This window comes from Paenarthrobacter sp. 10L420, assembly GCF_056395385.1.
The window spans coordinates 99,517-120,824 of the sequence record NZ_JBFTJK010000001.1 but is presented as its reverse complement, the minus strand read 5'-3'; the positions used below and the strand labels follow the sequence as shown (position 1 = coordinate 120,824).

The 21,308-nt window shown below is 61.3% G+C and carries 25 protein-coding genes; 8 read left to right on the top strand and 17 right to left on the bottom strand.

Features of this window, described 5'->3' with window-relative positions:
* Positions 1-29 precede the first annotated feature (29 nt).
* Entirely contained in the window at positions 30-911 is an 882-nt protein-coding gene (locus tag AC1DD5_RS00560; protein ID WP_431120303.1) for a 1,4-dihydroxy-2-naphthoate polyprenyltransferase, read from the top strand.
* Between the two features lie 22 nt (positions 912-933).
* Here AC1DD5_RS00560 and AC1DD5_RS00555 read toward each other — a convergent pair whose 3' ends face one another.
* Positions 934-1,245, bottom strand: coding sequence for a DUF4229 domain-containing protein (locus AC1DD5_RS00555; RefSeq protein ID WP_442003607.1), 312 nt, complete (start codon positions 1,243-1,245; stop codon positions 934-936).
* A gap of 87 nt (positions 1,246-1,332) precedes the next feature.
* On the opposite strand from AC1DD5_RS00555, the gene AC1DD5_RS00550 reads away from it, so the two are divergent.
* Both AC1DD5_RS00550 and AC1DD5_RS00545 read left to right on the top strand, forming a co-directional pair.
* Complete coding sequence (locus AC1DD5_RS00550) at positions 1,333-1,776, top strand: PLD nuclease N-terminal domain-containing protein (RefSeq protein ID WP_442018876.1); 444 nt, start codon at positions 1,333-1,335, stop codon at positions 1,774-1,776.
* Between the two features lie 5 nt (positions 1,777-1,781).
* Entirely contained in the window at positions 1,782-2,360 is a 579-nt protein-coding gene (locus AC1DD5_RS00545; protein WP_477520386.1) for a hypothetical protein, read from the top strand.
* A 55-nt stretch (positions 2,361-2,415) separates the two neighbouring features.
* On the opposite strand, the gene ccsB is transcribed toward AC1DD5_RS00545, so the two are convergent.
* Genes ccsB through AC1DD5_RS00520 form a run of 5 tightly spaced genes read right to left on the bottom strand, consistent with a single transcriptional unit; the run spans position 2,416 to position 7,231 of the window.
* Positions 2,416-3,483, bottom strand: coding sequence for a c-type cytochrome biogenesis protein CcsB (gene ccsB, locus AC1DD5_RS00540; RefSeq protein WP_477520385.1), 1,068 nt, complete (start codon positions 3,481-3,483; stop codon positions 2,416-2,418).
* Complete coding sequence (resB, locus tag AC1DD5_RS00535; RefSeq protein WP_477520384.1) at positions 3,483-5,195, bottom strand: cytochrome c biogenesis protein ResB; 1,713 nt, start codon at positions 5,193-5,195, stop codon at positions 3,483-3,485. Before resB ends, ccsB begins: the two co-directional genes overlap by 1 nt.
* Entirely contained in the window at positions 5,195-5,950 is a 756-nt protein-coding gene (locus tag AC1DD5_RS00530; RefSeq protein ID WP_442018880.1) for a cytochrome c biogenesis CcdA family protein, read from the bottom strand. The genes resB and AC1DD5_RS00530 overlap by 1 nt, the downstream gene beginning before the upstream one ends.
* 5 nt (positions 5,951-5,955) lie before the next feature.
* A complete protein-coding gene (locus AC1DD5_RS00525; RefSeq protein WP_442003492.1) occupies positions 5,956-6,561 on the bottom strand; it encodes a TlpA family protein disulfide reductase in 606 nt (201 codons plus the stop codon).
* 4 nt (positions 6,562-6,565) lie between these two features.
* The gene (locus AC1DD5_RS00520; protein ID WP_442018881.1) at positions 6,566-7,231 is read right to left on the bottom strand and encodes a histidine phosphatase family protein; all 666 of its coding nucleotides are present in this window, start codon (positions 7,229-7,231) and stop codon (positions 6,566-6,568) included.
* Between the two features lie 215 nt (positions 7,232-7,446).
* Between AC1DD5_RS00520 and AC1DD5_RS00515 the strand changes: the two genes are divergently transcribed.
* The 3 genes from AC1DD5_RS00515 (at position 7,447) to AC1DD5_RS00505 (ending at position 10,035) form a co-directional block, all read left to right on the top strand.
* Complete coding sequence (locus AC1DD5_RS00515) at positions 7,447-7,998, top strand: YceI family protein (protein ID WP_477520731.1); 552 nt, start codon at positions 7,447-7,449, stop codon at positions 7,996-7,998.
* A 205-nt stretch (positions 7,999-8,203) separates the two neighbouring features.
* Entirely contained in the window at positions 8,204-8,911 is a 708-nt protein-coding gene (locus AC1DD5_RS00510; protein WP_477520383.1) for a hypothetical protein, read from the top strand.
* A gap of 263 nt (positions 8,912-9,174) precedes the next feature.
* Complete coding sequence (locus AC1DD5_RS00505) at positions 9,175-10,035, top strand: hypothetical protein (protein ID WP_477520749.1); 861 nt, start codon at positions 9,175-9,177, stop codon at positions 10,033-10,035.
* A gap of 47 nt (positions 10,036-10,082) precedes the next feature.
* On the opposite strand, the gene AC1DD5_RS00500 is transcribed toward AC1DD5_RS00505, so the two are convergent.
* Together AC1DD5_RS00500 and AC1DD5_RS00495 are read right to left on the bottom strand one after the other, a co-directional pair.
* Positions 10,083-10,790 (bottom strand): redox-sensing transcriptional repressor Rex, encoded by a 708-nt coding sequence (locus AC1DD5_RS00500; protein WP_431116402.1) that lies wholly within the window; start codon positions 10,788-10,790, stop codon positions 10,083-10,085.
* Positions 10,791-10,858: 68 nt separating this feature from the next.
* Positions 10,859-11,113: a glutaredoxin family protein gene (locus AC1DD5_RS00495; RefSeq protein ID WP_477520382.1), complete on the bottom strand. Its 255-nt coding sequence runs from the start codon at positions 11,111-11,113 to the stop codon at positions 10,859-10,861.
* A gap of 229 nt (positions 11,114-11,342) precedes the next feature.
* Here AC1DD5_RS00495 and AC1DD5_RS00490 point away from each other — a divergent pair, with 229 nt between their 5' ends.
* Both AC1DD5_RS00490 and AC1DD5_RS00485 read left to right on the top strand, forming a co-directional pair.
* A complete protein-coding gene (locus AC1DD5_RS00490) occupies positions 11,343-12,158 on the top strand; it encodes an HAD family hydrolase (protein WP_431116405.1) in 816 nt (271 codons plus the stop codon).
* Between the two features lie 535 nt (positions 12,159-12,693).
* Entirely contained in the window at positions 12,694-13,275 is a 582-nt protein-coding gene (locus AC1DD5_RS00485; protein ID WP_477520381.1) for an endonuclease domain-containing protein, read from the top strand.
* Between the two features lie 188 nt (positions 13,276-13,463).
* Here the strand turns inward: AC1DD5_RS00485 and AC1DD5_RS00480 are convergent, their stop codons facing one another.
* From AC1DD5_RS00480 to AC1DD5_RS00440, 9 genes are all read right to left on the bottom strand, one after another.
* On the bottom strand, positions 13,464-13,562 hold the full coding sequence (locus tag AC1DD5_RS00480; protein ID WP_003792170.1) for a 30S ribosomal protein bS22: 99 nt from the start codon (positions 13,560-13,562) through the stop codon (positions 13,464-13,466).
* Positions 13,563-13,733: 171 nt separating this feature from the next.
* Positions 13,734-13,946, bottom strand: a complete 213-nt coding sequence (locus AC1DD5_RS00475) for a helix-turn-helix domain-containing protein (protein WP_017199160.1) — start codon at positions 13,944-13,946, stop codon at positions 13,734-13,736.
* A 151-nt stretch (positions 13,947-14,097) separates the two neighbouring features.
* Positions 14,098-15,255 carry a 3-deoxy-7-phosphoheptulonate synthase gene (locus AC1DD5_RS00470; protein WP_477520380.1) on the bottom strand — a complete coding sequence of 386 codons (1,158 nt, stop codon included), beginning with the start codon at positions 15,253-15,255 and terminating at the stop codon, positions 14,098-14,100.
* A 219-nt stretch (positions 15,256-15,474) separates the two neighbouring features.
* Positions 15,475-16,482, bottom strand: coding sequence for an acetylxylan esterase (locus tag AC1DD5_RS00465; RefSeq protein WP_477520379.1), 1,008 nt, complete (start codon positions 16,480-16,482; stop codon positions 15,475-15,477).
* Positions 16,483-16,532: 50 nt separating this feature from the next.
* The gene (locus tag AC1DD5_RS00460) at positions 16,533-17,237 is read right to left on the bottom strand and encodes a DUF1961 family protein (RefSeq protein ID WP_477520378.1); all 705 of its coding nucleotides are present in this window, start codon (positions 17,235-17,237) and stop codon (positions 16,533-16,535) included.
* Complete coding sequence (locus AC1DD5_RS00455; protein WP_477520377.1) at positions 17,237-17,908, bottom strand: rhamnogalacturonan acetylesterase; 672 nt, start codon at positions 17,906-17,908, stop codon at positions 17,237-17,239. The genes AC1DD5_RS00460 and AC1DD5_RS00455 overlap by 1 nt, the downstream gene beginning before the upstream one ends.
* 26 nt (positions 17,909-17,934) lie before the next feature.
* Positions 17,935-18,807, bottom strand: coding sequence for a carbohydrate ABC transporter permease (locus tag AC1DD5_RS00450; protein WP_431116418.1), 873 nt, complete (start codon positions 18,805-18,807; stop codon positions 17,935-17,937).
* Positions 18,807-19,781, bottom strand: a complete 975-nt coding sequence (locus AC1DD5_RS00445; protein ID WP_477519726.1) for an ABC transporter permease — start codon at positions 19,779-19,781, stop codon at positions 18,807-18,809. Before AC1DD5_RS00445 ends, AC1DD5_RS00450 begins: the two co-directional genes overlap by 1 nt.
* The gene (locus tag AC1DD5_RS00440; RefSeq protein WP_477520376.1) at positions 19,778-21,307 is read right to left on the bottom strand and encodes an extracellular solute-binding protein; all 1,530 of its coding nucleotides are present in this window, start codon (positions 21,305-21,307) and stop codon (positions 19,778-19,780) included. Before AC1DD5_RS00440 ends, AC1DD5_RS00445 begins: the two co-directional genes overlap by 4 nt.
* Position 21,308: the final 1 nt, after the last annotated feature.

The window sequence follows — 21,308 nt, the reverse complement described above, 5'->3', positions numbered from 1 at the left end:
ATCAACGCGAAACACACGAGGTACTGCACGTGGCGACAGCTGCACAATGGATTCAAGGAGCCCGGCTCCGCACACTGCCCGCGGCAATCGCGCCGGTACTGATCGGTTCGGCAGCGGCGTTTGAGCTCCATGCTTTCCGGCTGCCGAATGCGATCCTCGCGGCGCTCGTGGCGCTCCTTCTCCAAGTCGGCGTCAATTACGCCAATGACTACTCGGACGGCATCCGTGGGACCGACGAGGACCGCGTGGGGCCGCTGCGCCTGGTTGGTTCGGGACTCGCCAAGCCGGAGCAAGTGAAGTGGGCGGCCTTCGGATTGTTCGGCGCCGCCATGGTGTGCGGGCTGATCCTGGTCATCATTACCCAGACCTGGTGGCTGATCCTGGTGGGCCTTGGTTGCGTCCTGGCAGCCTGGGGCTACACGGGCGGCAAGAATCCTTACGGCTACCTTGGCCTGGGCGACGTCTTCGTCTTCGTGTTCTTCGGGCTGGTGGCAACGCTTGGCACCACGTACACCCAAGCCGGGCAGGTCAGCCTTGCTGCCGTCATTGGCGCGATCGGTACGGGACTCATCGCCTGCGCCCTGCTCATGGCCAACAACGTCCGGGACATTCCCACGGACACGGCCGCAGGAAAACGCACTTTGGCCGTGCGGCTTGGAGACAGGCACGCCCGCGAGAGCTACGTGTTGATGCTGGCCGTCGCCATCCTGCTGGTGATTGTGCTGGCGCCCACCAAGCCTTGGATGTTGATCGTTCTCCTGCTGATTCCGGCGTGCCTGATGCCTGCCTGGCTCATGGTCAACGGCAAGAAGCGCAAGAGCCTCATTCCCGTGCTCAAGCAGACCGGCCTGATCAACCTCGGCTACAGCCTGCTGTTCTCGCTCGGCCTGATTCTGAGCCGCGGCTTCTAGGTTCCCTACTTGGAACCTTGTCCTACTTGGAACCCGGGCGTTTGTCGTTGTTGACGGCGATATCCGGGTTCTGCTCCACGAGGCTATCCTCTGCCTCGGCGTCCTCAACCTCGCCAGCGGTGCGGATGGGCTTGGCCCGTCCGGAAAAGCGTTCCCGCATGGCCGCAGTGGCGGCGTCGCGTTGTTTCTGGAAGAAGAGGTAACTGATGGCGAACGCGATCAGTCCCGCGAAGACCACGGCCAGGATCCAGCCCACCTGCAAAAAGGCGAACAGGATGAACAGCGGCACGAACAGCGCCAAACGGATGAGGGAATACTTCAGGAAAGCCACTATCCAAGTTTAGCCGTCCGGATGGTTGCACTCTGATCACAGCCGGAACGGGGCGTCCAGTGAATGCCTTCCGGCGACTAGACTTGGTGCATGCTCCGGGTTGTTGGCGTCGTCGTCGTCCTTGTTATCTTCGTCTACGCCCTCGTGGACGTGATACGTACCGATGGCAGGTTCACACGCGGCATCTCCAAGCCCGCTTGGATCGTCGTCATGATCCTCCTGCCCCTCTTGGGTGCCGTCCTCTGGTTCATCTTCGGGCGGCCCTACGGCAAGCCCTCTGCGCAGCCCATCCGCCGCCACCCTACCGCCCCGGATGATGATCCCGAGTTCCTCCGCAACCTGGAAACCCGCCGCCGGAACACCGCCGAAGAAGAGCGCCTCAAGAAGCTCAAGGCAGAGCTCGAAGCCAAGGAACGGAAGCTCAAAGGTGCTGATGGCGCCGAGGGCAGCCAGGGTAATAAGGCCCCCGGGTACAAGTCCGGCGATGCCAAACGCGGGGAGCCGGATACCCATGGCACCGACGAACTGAAGTAGGGAACATGGCCCAGCAAGCTGATGGATCACGGCAGTCATTTACTTCCGCATCCCCCAGCGGCGGGCCACCGATTCTTGCACATCCACCCATTGACGACGTCGTGCGGCCACCAGGTCCAGCACTGCTGTCCAGAATCTTGTGGGTAGCCAGCTTTGTCGCAGGAGTCGCAGTAGTCATCACCAGTCTCCTCGCCCGCGACTCGCACCTGGACCGCCTGAAGGGTGTTATCGCAGGCAAGCTCCCCGATGGTGACGCCCTGGCAGTCGAGGGTGCAACCGCCGTCGTGTTCCTCGGAAGCCTGGCCATGCTTGCCCTGGTGGTCGCGATGGAAGCGGTCCTGCTGGCTGTGGCCTTCAAGCGCCGCAGCTGGGCGCGGTGGCTGCTTGCACCGCTGATCCTCCTGCACGCCGTGGTCACCGTAATCACCGCAGATTACGTCGTAGCCCCGGGAGGCGCGGGCGTCCTGTCCACCGTGCTGCTTGCCGTCCAGTACGTCTTGGCTGCGGCCGGCCTGATCCTTTTGTTTCTGCCCTCCACCACGGCATGGTTGCTCAGCGGACGCCGACGCGCGACGGAAATCTAACCGCGCCCACTGTGGCTGAACGCCAGCGAGGGGGTCGGCCTCGAAAGTGTCGTGCTCAGAGCCCGGAGTATGAGTGCAGGCCGTTGAAAACGGTGTTGACGAGTGTGAAGTTGATGATCACGCACGCGTAGCCAACGATCGACAACCACGCTGCGCGGGTTCCCGTCCAACCGCGTGTAGCCCGTGCGTGAAGGTAGCCTGCGTAGACCACCCAAATAACGAACGTCCACACTTCCTTGGGGTCCCAGCCCCAGAACCTGCCCCAGGCCTTCTCAGCCCAGATGGCACCGAACATGAGGGTGAACGTCCAGCCGATGAAAGCGATCGCGTTGATGCGGTAGGACAGGTTTTCCAGGCTCAGCGCGTTTGGAACCACCCGCATGAAGCCAAGCTTGTCAGCGCGGCCGGCGGCCAGGTTCTTCTGCCGGTACGACTGGACCAACTGCAGCGCGGACATGGCGAACGTCAAGGTAAACAGGGCCGAAGAGAGCACCGCGATGGAAACGTGGATGATCAGCCAGTAACTCTGGAGAGCCGGAACGAGGTGGCCCACCGGCGTCCAGAAGGACACCGAGGCAGCCACCAGCATGATGATGGCCAACCCGATGACGAACGTACCCAGGAACCGCAGGTCACGGCGGATGAGCACGATGAGGAAAACGGCCACGGCTACGAATGCGCCGGTGGTGAGGAACTCGTACATATTGCCCCACGGCACCCGGCCTGCGCCCAGTGCACGCGTCACAACGCCCGCGCCATGAATGAGCACGGCCAGTACTGTGAGTGCCACAGCCACCCGCGCGGGCACACGGCGTTCGGCGCCGTACTTCATGTCGCCTGCCGCGGTGCCACCCTCAACGGTGAGGCCCGACGTCGGACGCTCGGCGCGGCCAGCCGGCCCACCGGCGTCGGGCCCTCCCAGGCTTCCGTTGGCACGACCAGCCGCCACCGCGACCTTCTGCGCTGGAGCGCTGGCAGCCGCCTTCGCGTCGATGGCACGCAGCGCCTTGCTGCTCTTGGCGAGGTCCCAGGCAAACGCAATGAACGCCACGGTGTACGTGCCGGCGGCCAACAGCATGAACAGCTCGCTGTACTGGCCCAGGGTTTCGTTGATGACGGGCATTACTGGTCCTTCGAGGTTGGGGAAGAGACTGTGGGGGTTGGTGCCGGCGTATCGGAGTCAGTGGGGATCTGCCATTCCCGGGCAAAGAGCTCGCGGAGGGCTGCTGCTTCGCCCGCGAGTCGGTGGTCTTCGCCTCGGGCCAGCAGGCCGTATTCCACCATGGTGCGACCGTCCTGGTGCGTTCCGGTGCGGACCCAGACGCGGCGGCGGTTAACGTAGAGCGAAGTGACCAGGCCGGCAACGGCCAGGAGGCCGAAAATCAAGGCGTACAGCTGCCCTGGGTTGTGGTGGACGTCCACGCCAATGTACTTCTTCACGCCGTCGAAGCTGATGCTGCCTTTGCCGTCCGGGAGTGTTTTCGTCATCCCTGGGGCCAGCGTGATTCCGCCGGCTTCAAGCTTTCGGCCGTTGAGCTGTTGGAGGTCCCTGACGTCCAGCTCGAACACGTTCTGGGGAACGCCCTTGTCCAGGCCGAGGTCACCGTAGTAGGAATCCAGGCTCAATTGAGGGTTGAAGAGTTCGGGACTTGCGCTGAAGGAGATGCCATTTTCGGACTTGAAGGCCGTGGGCAGGAAGAACCCTTGGAACGCCAGCTGGTCCGGTTTGCCATCCGGCACCTTGATGACCACGGATGAGTAGTAGTTATCGCCCTGGACCTTGGCCGTGACCGGCCCCTGGAAAGCAATGTTGCCCTCGCCGTCGCGGACAGTCACCACGGGTGCGTAGCCGTTTCCGGTGAGGTAGAGGCTGGTGCCACCCAGTGAAATGGGATCGTTGACCTTGAGGGTTTCCTTCTTCGCCGGCGAATCCGGATTTTCCTTGGTGGTGACCTCGGCCGTGTAGTCGATGGGCTGGCCGATCTTTTTGGGCGACTCGCGATCGAAGGTGGCCTCAAACTTGTCCAACTGAATGGAGTAGGGCTGGAGCCAGCTGCTTTGGAAGTTGGTGCCCGGGGTGAATTGGTCGTAACCCACCAGGGTGTTAACGAACGTCTCACCTTCCACAAGGATCCGCTGGCCGCTGTACCCGAAAAGGCCGCCGATCGCCACGGAAACCAACACGCCGATCAGCGAAGTGTGGAACACCAGGTTCCCGACTTCCTTCAGGAAGCCGCGCTCGGCACCCAAGGACGGGAGGTCGCCGTCGACGTCCCTGACCTCCACGCGGTAGCCGCGCTTCTTGAGCAGTCCAGCGGCGTCGTTGATAGCCTTCGACGCCGGGATCCCGGCGTCGGCGGGCAGCGCCAGCGTGCCGTACTCCGGCAAGCGCGAAAGGCGCTTGGGCGTGCGCGGTGGCTGCGACTTCATCGCTTTGTAATGGGCGATGGCACGTGGGGTGACGCAGCCAATCAGGGAGATGAACAGCAGGATGTAGATGGCCGAGAACCAGGCCGACGAGTAGACGTCGTAGAGCTGGAGGGCATCGAGAAGCTGCCCGTAGGAGGGGTTGTCCTTGATGTACTGGGTGACAACCGCAGGATTCGCTGCGCGCTGCGGGAACAGGGACCCCGGCACCGCGCCCACAGCCAACAGGAGGAGCAGGAACAACGCCGTCCGCATGCTCGTCAACTGGGTCCAGGCCCACCGAAGCATGCCCAGGATACCGAGGGACGGCAGCGCGACCTCGGACTTGGCCTTTTGCAGTTTCCCTTCCGCTGTGGTCGTGCCTTCAGCGGCTGGTGACTTCTTCTTGGCTTTCACGGACTCGCTCATCAGATTGGCAACTTCACATCGGTTTGGAACCAGTACTGCAACTCGGTCACCCAGGTTCCCCACACGCCGGTGGCCATCAGGATGCCGAGCAAAATCAGGATGCCTCCGCCAAACCGCTGGATCGCCAGACGGTGTGTCCGGAAGAAGGACATAACGCCCATGCCCCGCCGGACGGCAAGTGCGATCAGGAGGAACGGGATACCCAGGCCAAGGCTGTAAACGAAGGCCAAAAGCGCACCCTTTGCCGCCGACGATCCGCCGGACAAGCTCAGCAACTGTACCGCGGAGTATGTGGGCCCGATACATGGAGCCCAACCCAGGCCGAACGTCAGCCCCAGGAGCGGCGCGCCCCAAAGACCGGCAGGAGGCTTGGCATGAATTTTGGCGTCCCGCTGCAGCCAACCAAAGCCACCCATGAAGACGATGCCCATGAGGATGACCAGAATGCCCAGCAGTTGGGTGATCCAGGCGTTTTGCGGGCCAGTCAGGAGGGTCCCGAGCTGGCCAAACGCACCGCCCAGGAGGACGAAGATTACCGAGAAGCCCAAGACGAACAGTCCAATACCTGCCAGCATGCGGCCCCGGCGCTGCTTTTGGAGGTCGACGCCGGTCAGTCCAGTGACGTAGCCAAGGTAACCGGGGACCAGCGGCAGGACGCACGGCGAAAGGAACGAGACGAGTCCGGCCAGCAGCGCAACCGGCACGGCAAGCAGTAAGGATCCATTCAGGATCGTCTCGGCGAAAGGACTGTTCATCGGTACTACTCAGCCACTGCGGACGTAATGAGGGCCTTCAAAGTGCTCTTCTCAATTTCACCGAGGACACGGGAGGCAACTTTGCCCTCCTTGTCCAAGACCAGCGTGGTGGGCACGGCACCCGGAGGAACGATTCCGGACACGGACAGGAGCACGGCACCGTCTTTGTCGTTGAAGCTCGGGTAGGTGAGGTTGAAGGTCTTGTCGAAGGCCTCCGCAGTCGCTTTCTCGTCACGCAGGTTAACGCCGAAGAATTGAACGCCTTGGTCCTTGAACTCCTGGTGCAGGGCCTCAAGCTGGGGAGCTTCGACGCGACAGGGGGCACAGGCCGCGAACCAGAAGTTCAAGACCGTGACCTTGCCCTTGAGGTCTTCGGGCTTGACCGTGTCTCCGTTGAAGAGTGTGCCCTTGAGTGCCACGGGTGCAGCGCGGTCCGCTTTGGCGAATTCGGTGACGGAGCCATCCCCGGCTACATAGTTCTTGTTATCGCCTTTTCGGGCTTGCTCTGCGAGGGAGTCCTTCTGGGCGCAGGCTGACAGGCCCATGGTAAGTCCTGCCAACAGGACACCACCGGCTGTGAGCACGCCGCGGCGCGAGAGGTTGTTATCCATCTATCTACGCCCCCGGGGTGCTTGCTGCACCGGGAAGGAGCACCGCAGCAGGTTCGCTGTATTCGACCCGCACAATCTTGCCGTCGCCGTCCAGGGTCAGGGATGTCAGGGAGGTCAAGGTGCATTCACGCTTACGGGGGTCGTGCGCCAGCCGGCGGCCCTCGGCGGACAGACGGGTGGACCAGATGGGAAGCTGATGGCTGACAAGGATCGCCTCAGCGCCGTCGCCACCCAGTTCGATCGCCTTGACGCGCGCGTCCTCAACGGCAGCCAGGACCCGCGCGGCTTGCTCTTTATAGGGCTCGCCCCAGGACGGGCGCAGGGGGTTCCGGAAATAGAACCAGTGCTTGGGCTTCAAGAATTCGCTGCGGGTGGGGTGGAGTCCCTGGAAGTGGTTCTCCGCTTCGATGATCCTCGGGTCCGTATGGATCTCGAGATGGAGGGCCTCCGCAGTGGGCATGGCCGTTTCCTGGGCGCGCGTCAGCGGCGAAGCTACCAGGTGGACAATCCTGGCACCCTCGCTTGCGCGGACGGCGAAGTGCTCAGCCAGCATGCGTGCCATCTCCCGGCCCCGCTCGGAGAGATGGAATTCAGGCAGCCGGCCATAGAGGACGCCATCGGGATTATGGACCTCGCCATGGCGAAGCAGATGGACAGTTGCTTGGGGCATGTTTACCAGTTTCTCAAAGAAGCGGGGCGATCCGAAATCTTCTACCGCTAGTAGAACTCAAAGTTTTCCAGAAATGTTCCGTGGAGTTGGAATAAAAGATGCATATGCATGTTTATACTAGACACGAAGCTCGGTTGATGTTTCAAGTAAATGCATCAACCAGTCGACCGGGCAAGCCAGCGGTACCTTCCACTACATACAGGAGCAACATCATGATGACCCTTCCCGCCAACGTCACCACCGGCATCTGGACCCTCGACGCTTCCCACAGCGAGATCGGCTTCACCGTCCGCCACGCAGGCATCAGCAAGGTCCGCGGCGTCTTCAAGGATGCCGACGCCACCCTCGAAGTTGGCGAGACGCTGACCGACTCGAAGGTCAACGCAACCATCCGGACCGCCAGCTTTGACTCCGGAGACGTCAACCGCGACGGCCACGTCAAGGGCGAAGACTTCTTCGATGTGGAGAAGTACCCGGAGATCACCTTCATCTCCCGCCATGTCAAGGCAAACGGCGATGGCTTCGATCTTGTGGGCGATCTCACCATTAAGGGCGTGACCAAGGAAGTTTCCATCGAAACCGAATTCAACGGCGTGGCAGTGGATCCCTTCGGCAACACCCGTGCAGGCGTCTCCGGCGAAACCACCATCAGCCGCAAGGACTTCGGCCTCACCTGGAACGCAGTGCTTGAGGCTGGCGGCGTGCTGGTCAGCGACAAGGTTGTCATCAACCTGGAACTCGCGTTCATCGCACCGGCAGCTGCCTGACTCCCAGGCAGTTTCCTCAGCAGCTTCCACGGGAGTTTGCAAGGCAGTCCCGAGCAAACGGCGCCCCACCACAGTTCCGCTGTGGGGGCGCCGTTTCGCGTACTCAGAAGTCACCCTGCGATTATTCGGCAAACAGCCTGTAGTTAGCTGCGATGTAGCTCCGAATTTCCTATGCATCCTTCAACCTGCGGTCTAAAGTGATGCCATGAGTAACCCAGATGAAGCACCAGAGCCTCAGCAGCCCGGCGCCCAGCCTCCGCAGCCCGGCAACGTTCCTCCTGCGGGTTACCAACCGCCGCAGGGCTACCAACCACCCCAGGGCTACCAGCCGCCGTCGCAACCTGGCCAGTATTCGCAACCTGGCCAGTATTCGCAACCGGGACCGGGTCAGCCGGGGCAACCAGGACAGCCGGGTGGTTTCCACTTCGAAATGCCCACCGACGGACCCCGCAACTTCAATGACGTCCTTCCGCAAGGTGGTTTCTCGGGCCTCTTCAAGACCATGGGCCTGCCCACCGAGCTGAAAGTGTCCTATTTCATTTGGGTGATCTCCGGACTCCTGGGCCTCCTCTTTGGCCTCATTGGGCTTTTCGCCATCATCGCGGCCTTCGCGTTCATGCCAGGGGTTGCCGCACTCCTTCTGGTTCTCCTGATCATCAGCCTTGCTGTTGCAGCCGCCCAGATAGTGCTGGCCATGAAGATGAAGGAAGGGAAGGAATGGGCACGCCTTGCCCTCACCATCCTTGCCGCGGTTTCGCTGTTGCTCGCCATCTTTGGCTCCATCAACGCCGGCGGACCCGGTGCAGGCCTGGGTGGCAACTGGTTTGGCTTCCTGGTCAGCGCGGTGGCCGTTGTGCTGATGTGGTTGCCGAACTCGCAGTTGTGGTTCAAGGCAGTAAAGGGCGCCGTCTAACCCCCTGAAGTACCGCCGTCGGGCTCGCATCCGAGCCACCCTGACAGGTGTACAAGGCCGTGGTGGTCCGTTGGGCCACCACGGCTTTCATCATGAAGGCGTACGCCATCGTGATGATTTCACCGCCAAGCAGCAAATTCCTGCGTGTGATCATCCGCAGCGCCGGATCCCGGAGGTACGGTGGAAGCAGAATCAGGCTGGGGGCAGGGTCTTTTTGCTGATCCCGGCAGCCGCACCAGCAGTCGAACAAGCAAAGGAATGCCATGAGCAACCCTCCATACCCGCCGTCCAACACGGGGGACGCCAATTCGGGCGACGCGAACAAGGGCGATGCCAACAAGCCTGAGCAGCCGGGCCAGCCATCCACGCCCCAGTATGGTCAGCAGGCACCGCAGTACGGTCAGCAGACTCCCCAATATGGCCAGCAGCCGAGCGCTCCACAGTACGGTCAGCAGTCCCCGGGCGCACCCCAGTACGGTCAGCCCCCGGCTCCCCAGTACGGCCAACAGACTCCCCAGTACGGCCAGCAGTCGCCACAGTTTGGTCAGCAGTCCCCGTACGGCCAGCAGCCTTCTCCCTATGGTCAGCAGGCCCCGCAATATGGCCAGGACACCAACTGGCCCAGCCAGCAGCCAGGACCCACTACGGTTCCGCAGCTGGTCAACATCTCCTTCTGGATGATTATCGCAGCGGGCATCCTGTCTGCCATCAGCTCGCTGATCCTGGCCACCACGGGCTCGGATGCCTTCATCAATTCGATGCTCCAGCAGGCGGCACAGCAGGGCACTGAATTCCCGGAAGGCTCCATCGAAGGCATGCGTGGCGGCATTGTCGTCGCCGCGATCATTGGGGCCATCGTGTCCCTGGGCCTCTACGCATTGGTTGCATTCCCGGTCCGCAAGGGCAAGAACTGGGCCAGGATCCTGGGCACGGTCTTCGCGGCGATCTCTGTCCTTGGCCTCGCCGGACTATTCCAGTTCGGTGCCACGTACGGCATCCTGCAGCTCTTGGTGATCCTGCTGGGAGTTGCCGCAATCGTCCTGCTGTACCTGCCGGCGTCGGCTCCGTACTTCCGCAAGCCGCAGCCGTTCGGCAACCCTTACCAGAACCCTTACGGCCGCTAAGCCGACAAGCTTTCTATAACAACTCAACGGGCGCGGACCCGGTACGGCTAGACAGCCTGACCCGGTGTTTGCGCCCGTTGTGCGTGGTAGGCCAGGATCTGCAGCTCAGTGGCCATGTCCACCTTGCGGAGGTTCACGTGCGGCGGAACCTGCAGGAGAACCGGAGCAAAGCTCAAGATGCTCCGGATCCCTGCAGCGATGACGCGATCACAAACTGCCTGGGCAACGGTGGCCGGCAAAGCCAGCACCACCATATTGGTGTGGGTGCGTTCCAGGACGCGTTCAAGTTCCGCTGAATCGCTGACCCGCAACCAACCCACCTCGTTGCCGATCACCATGGGGTCTGCGTCGAAAATAGCTACGACGTCGAAACCTCTGGATTCGAAGCCGCCGTACCGCGCCAGCGCCTTGCCGAGGTTACCGGCACCGACAATTGCGACCTTCCAGTCGTGCGTCAGGCCAAGTGCTGCGGCAATGTGACGGCTCAGGTACTGGACTTCATAGCCCACCCCGCGGGTCCCGTACGAGCCGACGTAGGAGAGGTCTTTGCGAAGCGTGGAGGAGCTGACGCCTGAAGCCTCGGCCAACGCGTCCGATGACACACGTTCCACGCCTTCTGCCAGGAGGGAGTTGAGCGCGCGCAAATAGAGGGTCATCCGGGCCACAGCCGCGGGCGGGATCTGCTTGGCGGCAGGTTCGTTGTCCCCGCTTGTTGCCCCCGGGGACGGTTCCAGCGCAGTCACGGTTTTCTCCATTGCGTCGCTTGTTGTTCCACTCTATGGCCCTTGGCCGGACTCAACAAAAGCCCGTACTTCCGGGTTCCTCAGCCTTCAAGGACTCTTTTCAAAGTACGGGTCAGGCGCTGCTCGTCGATCTTCCAAAAATCGCGTTGGATCCCATCCACCAGCACCACGGGAATTTCCTCCGCGTAACGCTCCTGCAGTTCCGCGTTACCGTCGATTCCCTGCTCGGTCCACTGGACGCCCAGTCCCGACGTAACGCGCTCGACGGCGGCACGCGCCTCCGTGCACAGGTGGCAGTCAGCTTTGGTGAGGAGAACGACGTCGGGAATAGCCATGACACAACGGTAACCGCCCCAACCCTCTCTCACATCCTGACCGCTTTCCCACCGATGCTCTCTCACATCCTGACCGCTTTCCCACCGATGCTCTCTCACATCCTGACCGGTTTCCACCAACGCTCTCTCAAATCCCGACCGGTTCCCACCGAAGCTCTTGCACATCCCACGGGGTAGCCCCACCGTGCGCCCTCAACGCCGGGGCCTGGCGATTGACTAGACTCAAGGCATGCCCGACGAGAAGAACGCCGCTGTGGTCGCCGACGCCAAGGTTCCGCAGCACACCGGCGAAGCCGCTTTCTTCGACGTCGACAACACTTTGATGAAGGGCGCCAGCCTCTTCCATGTGGCCCGCAAGATGTACGAACGCAAGGCCTTCACGCTGTCCCAGGCGGCTGGCTTCGCGTGGAAGCAGTTCAAGTTTGTAATGCGCGGCGAGAACATGGACGACGTCCATGCCGTGCGCGACTCAGCCCTGACGTTGGCCGCCGGGATCACTGTGGAGGACATCAAAGCCCTGGGCGAAGAAGTTTATGACGAAATGATCGAGTCCCGGATCTGGCCTGGAACCAAAGCGCTCGCCGAGCAACACCTCCGTGTAGGCCGGAGGGTATGGCTGGTGACGGCGACCCCTATTGAGGTTGCCACCGTCATCTCCACAAGGTTGGGCCTGACCGGCGCGCTGGGAACCGTCGGCGAAGTCCATGACGGAATGTATACCGGCAAGCTTGTCGGTGACATTCTGCACGGCCCGGCCAAAGCCATCGCGGTCCAACTCATAGCTGACCAAGAAGGCTTGGACTTGGACCACTGCTGGGCTTACAGCGACTCCGCCAATGACATCCCCCTGCTCACTATGGTGGGCCACCCCGTGGTGATCAACCCCGATTCGAAGCTCCGCCGGCATGCCCGCGACAACAACTGGCCGGTCTACGATTTCCGATCCGGTCGCCGTGCAGCAACCTTGGGGCTGAAGGCTGCCACCGTGGGCGGTGCCATCTATGGGCTGTGGCGTGGATTCTCAAAGTTCCGCGGGCCCCGCTAGCCGATCCTCTCTCACATCCTCACGCGTTTCCACCGTTCCTCTCCCACATCCCCACGCGTTTCCAGCGTTCCTCTCCCACATCCTCTGGTACTGCTGGCCTACCTGTGGATAACTTCTGCACGCTTAGCGGCTTCCAAGGAACAATGCGGGTATGCAGAATTCGTTACTCAACCAATCCAGCCCGCTCTTGGGACCTTTCAGCCTGAACGACGCCAAGGCAGCGGGCATCGATCCTTCAGACATTTGGCGCAGCAGTAGCATCGTTCCTGTGAGCCGGGGCTTGTATCGGCCGACGGATTGGGATTTCGACCTCTCGTCAGCTGCCCGTTCCCTCTCGTCAGCCAGCCCTGGCGCTTGGATCTCCCATACAACGGCAGCCAGGCTCCATGGTTTTGTCTTGCCGGCGTGGCTATCGGATTCAAATGAATTGCATTTGAGCAAACCGCGACGTCTGCCGTCGGTCCGGCGCAAAGGCATCATAGGGCACACTGAAACGCTCTTCGAGGGAGAAATTGAGCAAGTCCAAGGGATTTGGATGAGCACTCGAGCTAGAACATGGCTGGACTTGGCGCGTCGTCTCCCCCTTCATGACCTCGTATGCGTGGCAGACCAGTTGATTCGCATTCCACGGCTGAATCTTGAAGGGCGCGATACACCGTTCGCCACTGCCGAAGGGCTTCGGAGCATGGTCGAACGGCACAAGAACCGTCAGGGCGTAGTCCGGGCACGGGAAGCCCTGGACCTCATGCGCGTCGGGGCCGACTCAGCTCCAGAGACTTTGCTTCGTTTAGCCATGCTCGATGCCAACTTGCCCGAGCCTCAGCTCCAGGTGATGCTCCGCGCGGACGACCCGTTCTCGCCGTCAGCAGACTTGGGTTTCAAGAGCCGTCGCCTCGCGATCCAGTACGACGGCGGCCATCACCTTGAGGAGGAACAGATCCATAGCGATCGGCGCAGGGATAAGGCATTTAGAGCAGCGGGGTGGACTGTCCTCGTTTTCGGAAAAGAGGACCTGGCGGACAACTTTGGCAACGCCGTTCTGCAGATCAAGCGGGCGCTACGGACTGCATGGATGGACCCATCCGTTGCATCCGGGTTTGTCAAGAACGCGACGTGAGAGAACATCCCGCCAGAAGTGTCCCGACGTGAAAGAACGTCCGGCCAGAAGCGCCACGACGTGAGAGAACATCCGGCCAGAAGCGTCAGGACATGAGAAAACATCCGGGCACAAGCGTCGGGATGTGAGAGAGCAAAAATGCCCGCCGCCTTGGAAGGCAACGGGCATTCACGCTTGGTGAAGTATCTCTACTTCTTATTGCGGCGCTGGTGGCGAGTCTTGCGAAGCAGCTTGCGGTGCTTCTTCTTGGCCATACGCTTGCGGCGCTTCTTAATAACTGAACCCACGAAAGTTCCTTACAAACTAGATGAAGGTCCTGTCTGTTGGAACGGATCCGCGGACTAGCAGCAGACAGTACAACTGACAGATTCTTACATTGACGTAAAACGTTCCTTAACAGAGTACCGCTTCAAAGGGGCACCCCGTGACCACGGTCCGCGGGACGGACCCCGGCGCCCTCAGGCGGTCTCCGATTGTCCGTCGACCACAGCACCCTTGAGGTACTGGGCCACGGCCTCCTCAGGCACGCGGAAGGAACGGCCAAACCTGACGGCAGGCATTTCCCCTGAGTGGACCAGGCGATACACAGTCATTTTGGAAACGCGCAGGACATCGGCTACTTCAGCCACAGTCATGAAACGCGCATTCGAGAAGTTAGTCTCCGCGGACATTTCCCATATTCCTTTGCTCTCAGCTGGACAGGACACCCCCAGTAGAACGGTGTGCCGATGCTGAGCCATCAAACAACCATGTGCTAGATACTCTAGAGGCTGAAGTGACCAATGTGAAAGCATTTCCGCTAAGTGGGACTGTACTCCCTGGCTACTCCCCCGAGACCAGCCGGCGCTTCCGGGCAGACGCAGCGAGCTGTTCCAGCACCGAGGCCGTGACGTCCCATTCCATGCAGGCATCCGTAACGCTCTGGCCGTAAACGAGCTCCTGCTCCCCTGCGAGCTGCTTGGCCACATCCAGGTTCTGCGCCCCTCCCACGAGGAAGCTCTCCAGCATGACGCCACCAATCGGTGAGGTGTCCCCCGCCTCAAGCTGCGCACCGATTTCCAAGGCAACTTCAGCCTGGCGGTGGTGGCTCTTTCCACTGTTGGCGTGGCTGGCGTCGACGATCAGGCGCGGGTTCAGGCCCTTCGCAGCCAACTTGGACGAAGCCGCAGCGACATCTTCCTGCGAGTAGTTGGGGCCCTTGCGCCCGCCGCGCAGGATCACGTGGGTGTCCGGGTTTCCGGACGTCGCCACGAGAGCCGCGCGGCCGTCGTCGTCGATTCCCAGGAAGGCTTGTTCAGCGGCAGACGCGCCGCAGGCATCGATGGCTACCTGGAGGTCGCCGTCGGTGCCGTTCTTGAAGCCGATGGGCATGGACAGCCCGGAGGCGAGCTGACGGTGGATCTGGCTTTCGGTGGTGCGGGCGCCGATCGCACCCCAGGAGACGAGGTCGGCCATGTACTGCGGGCTGATGGGCTCGAGGAATTCGGTCGCGGTGGGCAGTCCCAGCGCGGTGACCTCCTTGAGGAAGCCGCGGGCTGCCCGCAGGCCGGCGGCAATATCGTGGCTGCCGTCCAAGTGGGGATCGTTGATGAGGCCCTTCCAGCCGACTGTAGTGCGGGGCTTCTCGAAGTACGTCCGCATGACGATCAGCAGGTCTTCCTTGTGCTTCTCCGCCTGGCTGACCAGCCGACGCGCGTATTCCAGACCGGCCTTGGGATCGTGGATGGAGCAAGGCCCGACGATTACCAGCAGGCGGTCGTCCACGCCGTCCATGATGGCCCGGACTTCATCTCGGCCACGGTCGACGACGGCAGCTGAGTGGGCGTCCAGCGGCAACTCGGCGATGAGGTCCTGAGGGGCCGGAAGCGGCTCGAAGCGGGCCACGCGCAAGTTGGAGGTGGCGGGCTGGGAAGCTTTCCCGGCAGCGGGGAGTGCCTCGTTATCGAGTGTCTCGGTGGATTCTGCAGCGATGCTGGTCATTTCTGGGTCCTGTTCCGGATGCGGAGCGGGCCCCTTTTCAGAACCCGCCGGATATGGCGAAGGGCAGAGAATAATCTCTGCCCTGCTGGCTCTGAAGGAAAGTTGGATGCGTGTCAGTTAGACGCGGGCCCCTCCAGAGCCAACGAAAAATACGCATACCAACGGTTAGTCATAGCCACACCATAACCGCGGTTCGTCAAACCGGGCAAATCGAGTCCGTCATGATGACAAAAGTTTGCGAAGGAACTGGAGCTGCTTGATCCAGTGGTGTTCCTGGCCGCCTTCGTGGTTGTTGAAGCGGTAGACCTCGATGTCCTTGACAGGTGCACCTCCCGAAAGGCCGTAGTTGTTAAAGCTCGCAAACACTGTTGACGGCGGGCAAATATCGTCCATTTGGGCCGCTGAGAAGAGTGCGGGCACTGTGGCTGCCCGGCCGAGATGGACGCCATCGAAGTAGTTCAGCACGGCAAGCATGGGCTCATACTTGTCGCGGTGCCGTCCGAGGAAGCCGGCAATTTCCGGGTATGGCCCGCGCGGCGCGATGTCGATCGCACGGGGAAAGTCCTGCAGGAACGGGACGTCGGGCAGCGCGGCGATCACGCCGTCGAGCCTTCCAGCGACCAGCCCGGCGGCCGCCACCGTGATGCCACCACCTTGGCTGATTCCGGCGAGCACCACTTTGGAAGGGTCGACGGCGGGATGGTTCTGCGCCGCTTCTACCGCACGGAAGGCGTCCACGTAGACCCGGCGGAAGTAGTAATCGTCCTGATGGTCAGCTCCCCGGGTCATCAGGCCTGCATAGTTGATGCCGCCGGCTGATGGATGCGGATCCGGCGTGTCACCGGATACGCCCCCGTAACCCTGGCCGCGGGTGTCCATGATGAAGTGGGCGTATCCAGCCTGCGCCCACCGCGTGTTCTGGTTGACCAGTCCGCGTCCACCGGAGTATCCGATGTACTCCACCACGACGGGGAGCTGCTGCCCCGCTTCAAGGTGCGACGGAACGTGGAGCCAGCCCTTGATGCGGTCCCCACCGAAGCCGGAGTACGTGACATCGAAGGTGTCGATGACGCTGAGGTAGTTGTCAACGGGCTCGAACACAGCATTCAGCGGCAAGGCCCGGGCCTCAGTGATGGTGCGGTCCCAGAAAGCGTCGAAATCAGCAGGAGGAACTGCGCTGGAGGTGTAGTTACGGAGCTGTTCCAGGGGCAGGTCAAAGAGAGGCATGAGGACATCCTATGTAATCGGAGTGTGTCGCCCGTCACGGGAACGGGAAGCTAAAGAGGTGTGATGGAGAGGTTCCGGTACGCCGCCCGCAAAGGGGCCATCTGGCGGATTCCGAAGTAGCCGCCGCCCAGGGGTTCCTGACTGGTGTCCACCCAGTCAAACAAGGGCAAGCCATTGATCGAAAAGGCCACGCGAGGACCATCTTTGATGACTTCCATCCGATAAAAACCCTCCGCGTCTTCGGCTGGAGGAAGCGGGTCTGCCCCTTGCGCCACCAGTTCGAAGCCGGAACTTTTGCGCAGGTTGCACGTCCGGAAGGCCCGCTCGGCGGTGTATTTGTGGCGGAAGTAAGAGATGTGGAGCGCGTCCATATCCCCTGAGTGGTACTGCGGGTAGAAGCCCGTGCGCTGAGCCAACTCGGAAGAGAACAGATCCTCGCCCCCGTGCCCCCGCGCAGAGAAGAAGACCATGGCCAGGCCTGGCTCCTCAAGCGGAAGGAACTCCCACCTGATCCTGACGTGGTCCGGGAGTTCCTCGGGGCACCAGAGAGTCCAGTGGGCGTGATCTCCGTGTTCCTCGGGATCGAGGGAACCGGAAAGGAGCAGGGCTGTGCTTTCTGCGGGAGCCGGCCCCGAACTGCCGGTTCCCTCCGGGACCAAGGCCGGCCCGCCGTCGTCGTACATTTCCAACTGAACCGGCCCCTCCGCGATCCAACCAGCGATATCCGAGGGACCTCGTAAAGGGTTGGAATACATCAGGCCTTCGCCCCCAGGTTGAGGGTGGCCACCAGTCCGTAGCCGAGGGACTCAAGCTGCTCCGCGACGAAACCGGCAATCCGCTTGGCCCCTTTCTCGTGGAAGTGTGTGTTGTCCTCAAGGCCGCCAGCCCAGTACGCATGCTCCCCAGGAGCAAAGTGGAAGAACAACTCCTTGGAACCCTCCGCCCCCAGCTCCTGGTACAGCGCGCGGGTCCATTCATTGAGGTCGATGAGATCCAAGCCAAGCTCAACCGCCAACTCGCGAACCACCAGAGGGTATTCGCCTAGGGTGACGTCGAGGCGTCCGTCCGTGAAATGCCGGCGCTCCACCGGCGTGCACAGAAGGGGAATGCCGCCCTTGGAACGGACGTCGGCCACCATTGCCTTCAGATTGTCGGCGTAGCCCGTCCGGGCAGCGAGATGGGCGCGCTTTTGGTCGTTGTGCCCGAACTGGATCAGCACGAGATCGCCCTTCACGGTCTGGCCCAGCAGCTGATACCAGAGGCCTTCATCGCGGAACGACTCCGTCGTGGCACCGCCCTTGGCATAGTTATGGACCGCAGCCCACCAATAGGTTTCGGGCGCGAGGTGGGCTCCCCAACCGCTCATCGGGTACTCGTAACTGGGGCAGGCTGCCACGGTGGAGTCGCCCGCGAGAAGGACTTTCATGATTTTCCTTTCGTCAGCCGAAGCCTTTAACCCTTAACCGAACCGATCAGCATTCCCTTGGCAAAGTGCTTCTGCAGGAAGGGATAGAAGATGAGGATGGGCAGGGTTGCCACCACGATCACGGCGAACTTGATGCCTTGCTCGGGCGGGATGTACGACGGATCCACATTGCCGGTGCCAAGGAGATCCGAGGCCGCCGTGACCTGGCGCAGGTACATCTGCAGGGTCCACATGTTGTTATCGCTCAGGTAAAGCAAGGGAGACATGAAGTCGTTCCAAATACCCACGGCATAAAACAGTGCAAACGTGGCCAGCACCGGCTTGGACAGCGGCAGCAGGATCCGCCAGAGGATGCCGATCTCGGTGGCGCCATCCATCTTGGCCGATTCCTCGAGTTCGGCCGGGAGTTCCTGGAAGAAGTTCTTGATGATGATCAGGCTGAAGGGGTTGATGGCCGCAGGCAGGATGAGCGCCCAGTAACTGTTCAGCAGGCCCAGGTCCTTCACCAGCAGGAACGTTGGAATCATGCCGCCTGAGAAGACCATGGCAAAAACCACCAGGGACAGGATCAGTTTCCGGCCACGAAGTCCACGTTTCGCCAGCGGGTAGGCCATCGTAACCGTGAGAACCAACTGCACCAAGGTCCCGACCAGCGTGACCAGCACGGTGGTGATCAGGGCCCGGGTAAAGGACGGCGTGGAGAAAATGTATTCATACGCCCCCAGCGTGAACTGCTCGGGCCAGACGAAGAACGCCCGCCGGGTAATTTCCGCTTCGTTGGCGAAGGATCCTGCCAGGACGTAGACGAAGGGCAACAGGGTGATGATGCCGATCAGCGTGAGGAAGACGTAGTTGGCGGCATCGAAAATCCGCCCGCCGCGCGTGTTGTGAATCTTCATTAGAAAAGTCCGCTCTGGTTGAACCGCTTGGACAGCCAGTTGGTGCCGAAGATCAGTACGATGCCCACCAAGGACTTGAAAAGCCCGACGGCGGTGCTGTAGCTGTAGGCGCCTTGTGTGATGCCTACGAAGTACACGTAGGTATCGAAGACGTCGGCCACGCTGCGGTTGAGTGCGTTGGTCATGAGGTAGATCTGCTCAAAGCCGGTGTTGAGCATCTGCCCGATGGCCAGGATGAGCATCACGATGATCGTGGACCGGATGCCCGGCAAGGTGATGTGCCAGACGCGCCGGAACCTGCCGGCGCCGTCGATGATTGCGGCCTCGTACTGGTCCTGGTCCACGGTGGCCAGTGCCGCCAGGAAGATGATGGTTCCCCAACCGGTGTTCTTCCAGATCTCCTGAAGCACAATCAGCGGCCGGAACCAGTTCGGATCGGACAGGATATCCACGTTGGTGCCGAACAATCCGTTGACGAACTGGAACAACGGTCCGATGTCCAGGGCGAAGAGCAGGAAGCTCAGCGACGCCACGATAGTCCATGACAGGAAGTGCGGGATGTAGACGAGCGTCTGGACCGTCCGCTTCAGTACCGAAAGCCGGACTTCGTTAAGCAGCAATGCCAGGACGATGGTCAGCGGAAAGGCGATCCCCAGGTTCAGGAACGCCAGGATCAGTGTATTGCCCAGCAACCTCGGAAAGTCGGGGTTGGCAAAGAAGTCGGTGAAGTTCGTCAGACCCACCCAAGGACTGCCGTTGACGCCCAGGAACGGAACGTAGTCCTTGAAGGCGATGGAAACACCGTACATGGGACCGTACCGGAACACTGCGAAGTACACGACGCCGGGCAGGAGCAGCAGATACAACCATTTGTAATGCGCGAAGTGGACTGCAAAGCTGCGTCGCCGCGCCGGGGCGGGCGGCTTGCTGGCCGCCCGCTCCGGGGCTTTGGCTTCGACGACCGGGGCGGTCACTTCTTGGTGTCCTGCCACAGCTTGTTTATTTCTTCTTTGACCTTGTCACCGCCGCTGGTGTTCCACAGCTTGATGGCATCCTTTAAGCCCTGCTCGTCCAGCTGCCCAGCCAGGTACTTAATGCGGGCGTCGGCCACGATGTTGTCCAGTTGCGCACCCTTGGCGACATACGTGGGGGAGACGAAGGCCGCGGCCGGGTTGTACACGGCACTCTTGAGGTCGTTTGCCATCACTGCGACGCGGTCGTCAAAGACCTTCTGCTCGTACTCGGACGCCTGCTTCACTGGGTAGAAGTTGTTCCCCGTGACGTTGGTTCCGAGTTGCGCGTAGCTCTTGATGTCGGTGTTGACTACCTTGCCCTCCGGCGTTTCCGGCTTGATGGTGGCCGCCAGGCCTTCCTCAACCGTGAAGTTGACGCCCTCGATGCCGTTGTTCATCAGGACGGCAACTTCCTTGCTGTTGAGTTTGTCCAAGAACGTCAGGACGTTCTTCAGGTCGGCTTCGGTTTTGACGCTGGACTTGGGGATGGCAAGGAAGCCTGAGTAGCCGTCGGTCGGGTGGGCATGCAGTTGACCGTCCGGGCCCTTCAGGCTGCCTACGAAGCCCACTTTGTTCTGGAAGTCGCTCGGGTTGGCCTGCTTGAAAAGGTTGATCAGCACGCTGACCCGCGAGTCGACGTCGACAATAATGCCGCCCTTGCCATTAAAGAAGGGCTCGTTCCACTTGGTGGGATCGAAGGTGGCGAAGTCGGGGTTGATGAGCTTCTCGTCAACCATCTTCTTGATGAAGCGATCGGCCTCCAGGAATTCATCGGTTTCGAAGCTCGGCACCAGCTTGCCGTCCCGCTCGGTCCAGCGGTTTCCGGCGCCGAACCAGGTCTCGATCATGTCATAGGGGCTGTTGGTGCCCAGCGCGCCCCATTTGGGAATCGTGATGCCGTAAGTATCGTTCTGGCCGTTGCCATCCGGATCCTGCTCGGTGAATGCCTTGGCCACCTTGTACAGGTCTTCTGTGGTCTGCGGCGCCTTCAGGCCCAACTTGTCCAGCCAATCCTGGCGGAACATCACGGCGGCGCGGATCGGATTACGAGCCCGGAAAACCCCGTAAACCTTGCCGTTGACGCTGGCGTTTTGCTGGACTTCGGGGAACGTGGTCTTGAGGTTCGGGTAGTCCTTGAGTTTATCGGTGAGGTCCCAGAAAGCTCCGGCTTCGGCGTTCTTGACGAAGCCCGGCGACTTGCCCTGGACCACCAGGACGTGCGGGATGTCGGAGGAGGCCAAGGTGATATTCATCTTGTCCTCGTAGGAGGCATTGGGCGCCCACGAGATGTTGATGTCCTTGCCCGTCAGCTCCTCAAGCTTCTTCTGCACAGCGCCATCGGGCGAGGGCGGCTGCGCCTCCAGGAAGGGTGCCATGATCTTGACGGTTGAGAGGTCCGACGCCGGCGCTTCGCCACCGCAGCCGGTCAGGGCCAAGGCGGCAGAGACGACGAAGGCGGCCGCCAGCATTGGTTTTCTACGGAACATT

What these genes read in the sequence shown, in the direction of transcription:
- AC1DD5_RS00550 (WP_442018876.1), top strand. Translation starts at nt 1,333, where the DNA reads ATGCTCCGGGTTGTTGGCGTCGTCGTCGTCCTTGTTATCTTCGTCTAC.
- AC1DD5_RS00545 (WP_477520386.1), top strand. Translation starts at nt 1,782, where the DNA reads ATGGCCCAGCAAGCTGATGGATCACGGCAGTCATTTACTTCCGCATCC.
- ccsB (WP_477520385.1), bottom strand. Translation starts at nt 3,483, where the DNA reads ATGCCCGTCATCAACGAAACCCTGGGCCAGTACAGCGAGCTGTTCATG.
- resB (WP_477520384.1), bottom strand. Translation starts at nt 5,195, where the DNA reads ATGAGCGAGTCCGTGAAAGCCAAGAAGAAGTCACCAGCCGCTGAAGGC.
- AC1DD5_RS00530 (WP_442018880.1), bottom strand. Translation starts at nt 5,950, where the DNA reads ATGAACAGTCCTTTCGCCGAGACGATCCTGAATGGATCCTTACTGCTT.
- AC1DD5_RS00525 (WP_442003492.1), bottom strand. Translation starts at nt 6,561, where the DNA reads ATGGATAACAACCTCTCGCGCCGCGGCGTGCTCACAGCCGGTGGTGTC.
- AC1DD5_RS00520 (WP_442018881.1), bottom strand. Translation starts at nt 7,231, where the DNA reads ATGCCCCAAGCAACTGTCCATCTGCTTCGCCATGGCGAGGTCCATAAT.
- AC1DD5_RS00515 (WP_477520731.1), top strand. Translation starts at nt 7,447, where the DNA reads ATGACCCTTCCCGCCAACGTCACCACCGGCATCTGGACCCTCGACGCT.
- AC1DD5_RS00510 (WP_477520383.1), top strand. Translation starts at nt 8,204, where the DNA reads ATGAGTAACCCAGATGAAGCACCAGAGCCTCAGCAGCCCGGCGCCCAG.
- AC1DD5_RS00505 (WP_477520749.1), top strand. Translation starts at nt 9,175, where the DNA reads ATGAGCAACCCTCCATACCCGCCGTCCAACACGGGGGACGCCAATTCG.
- AC1DD5_RS00500 (WP_431116402.1), bottom strand. Translation starts at nt 10,790, where the DNA reads ATGGAGAAAACCGTGACTGCGCTGGAACCGTCCCCGGGGGCAACAAGC.
- AC1DD5_RS00495 (WP_477520382.1), bottom strand. Translation starts at nt 11,113, where the DNA reads ATGGCTATTCCCGACGTCGTTCTCCTCACCAAAGCTGACTGCCACCTG.
- AC1DD5_RS00490 (WP_431116405.1), top strand. Translation starts at nt 11,343, where the DNA reads ATGCCCGACGAGAAGAACGCCGCTGTGGTCGCCGACGCCAAGGTTCCG.
- AC1DD5_RS00485 (WP_477520381.1), top strand. Translation starts at nt 12,694, where the DNA reads ATGAGCACTCGAGCTAGAACATGGCTGGACTTGGCGCGTCGTCTCCCC.
- AC1DD5_RS00475 (WP_017199160.1), bottom strand. Translation starts at nt 13,946, where the DNA reads ATGTCCGCGGAGACTAACTTCTCGAATGCGCGTTTCATGACTGTGGCT.
- AC1DD5_RS00470 (WP_477520380.1), bottom strand. Translation starts at nt 15,255, where the DNA reads ATGACCAGCATCGCTGCAGAATCCACCGAGACACTCGATAACGAGGCA.
- AC1DD5_RS00465 (WP_477520379.1), bottom strand. Translation starts at nt 16,482, where the DNA reads ATGCCTCTCTTTGACCTGCCCCTGGAACAGCTCCGTAACTACACCTCC.
- AC1DD5_RS00460 (WP_477520378.1), bottom strand. Translation starts at nt 17,237, where the DNA reads ATGTATTCCAACCCTTTACGAGGTCCCTCGGATATCGCTGGTTGGATC.
- AC1DD5_RS00455 (WP_477520377.1), bottom strand. Translation starts at nt 17,908, where the DNA reads ATGAAAGTCCTTCTCGCGGGCGACTCCACCGTGGCAGCCTGCCCCAGT.
- AC1DD5_RS00450 (WP_431116418.1), bottom strand. Translation starts at nt 18,807, where the DNA reads ATGAAGATTCACAACACGCGCGGCGGGCGGATTTTCGATGCCGCCAAC.
- AC1DD5_RS00440 (WP_477520376.1), bottom strand. Translation starts at nt 21,307, where the DNA reads ATGTTCCGTAGAAAACCAATGCTGGCGGCCGCCTTCGTCGTCTCTGCC.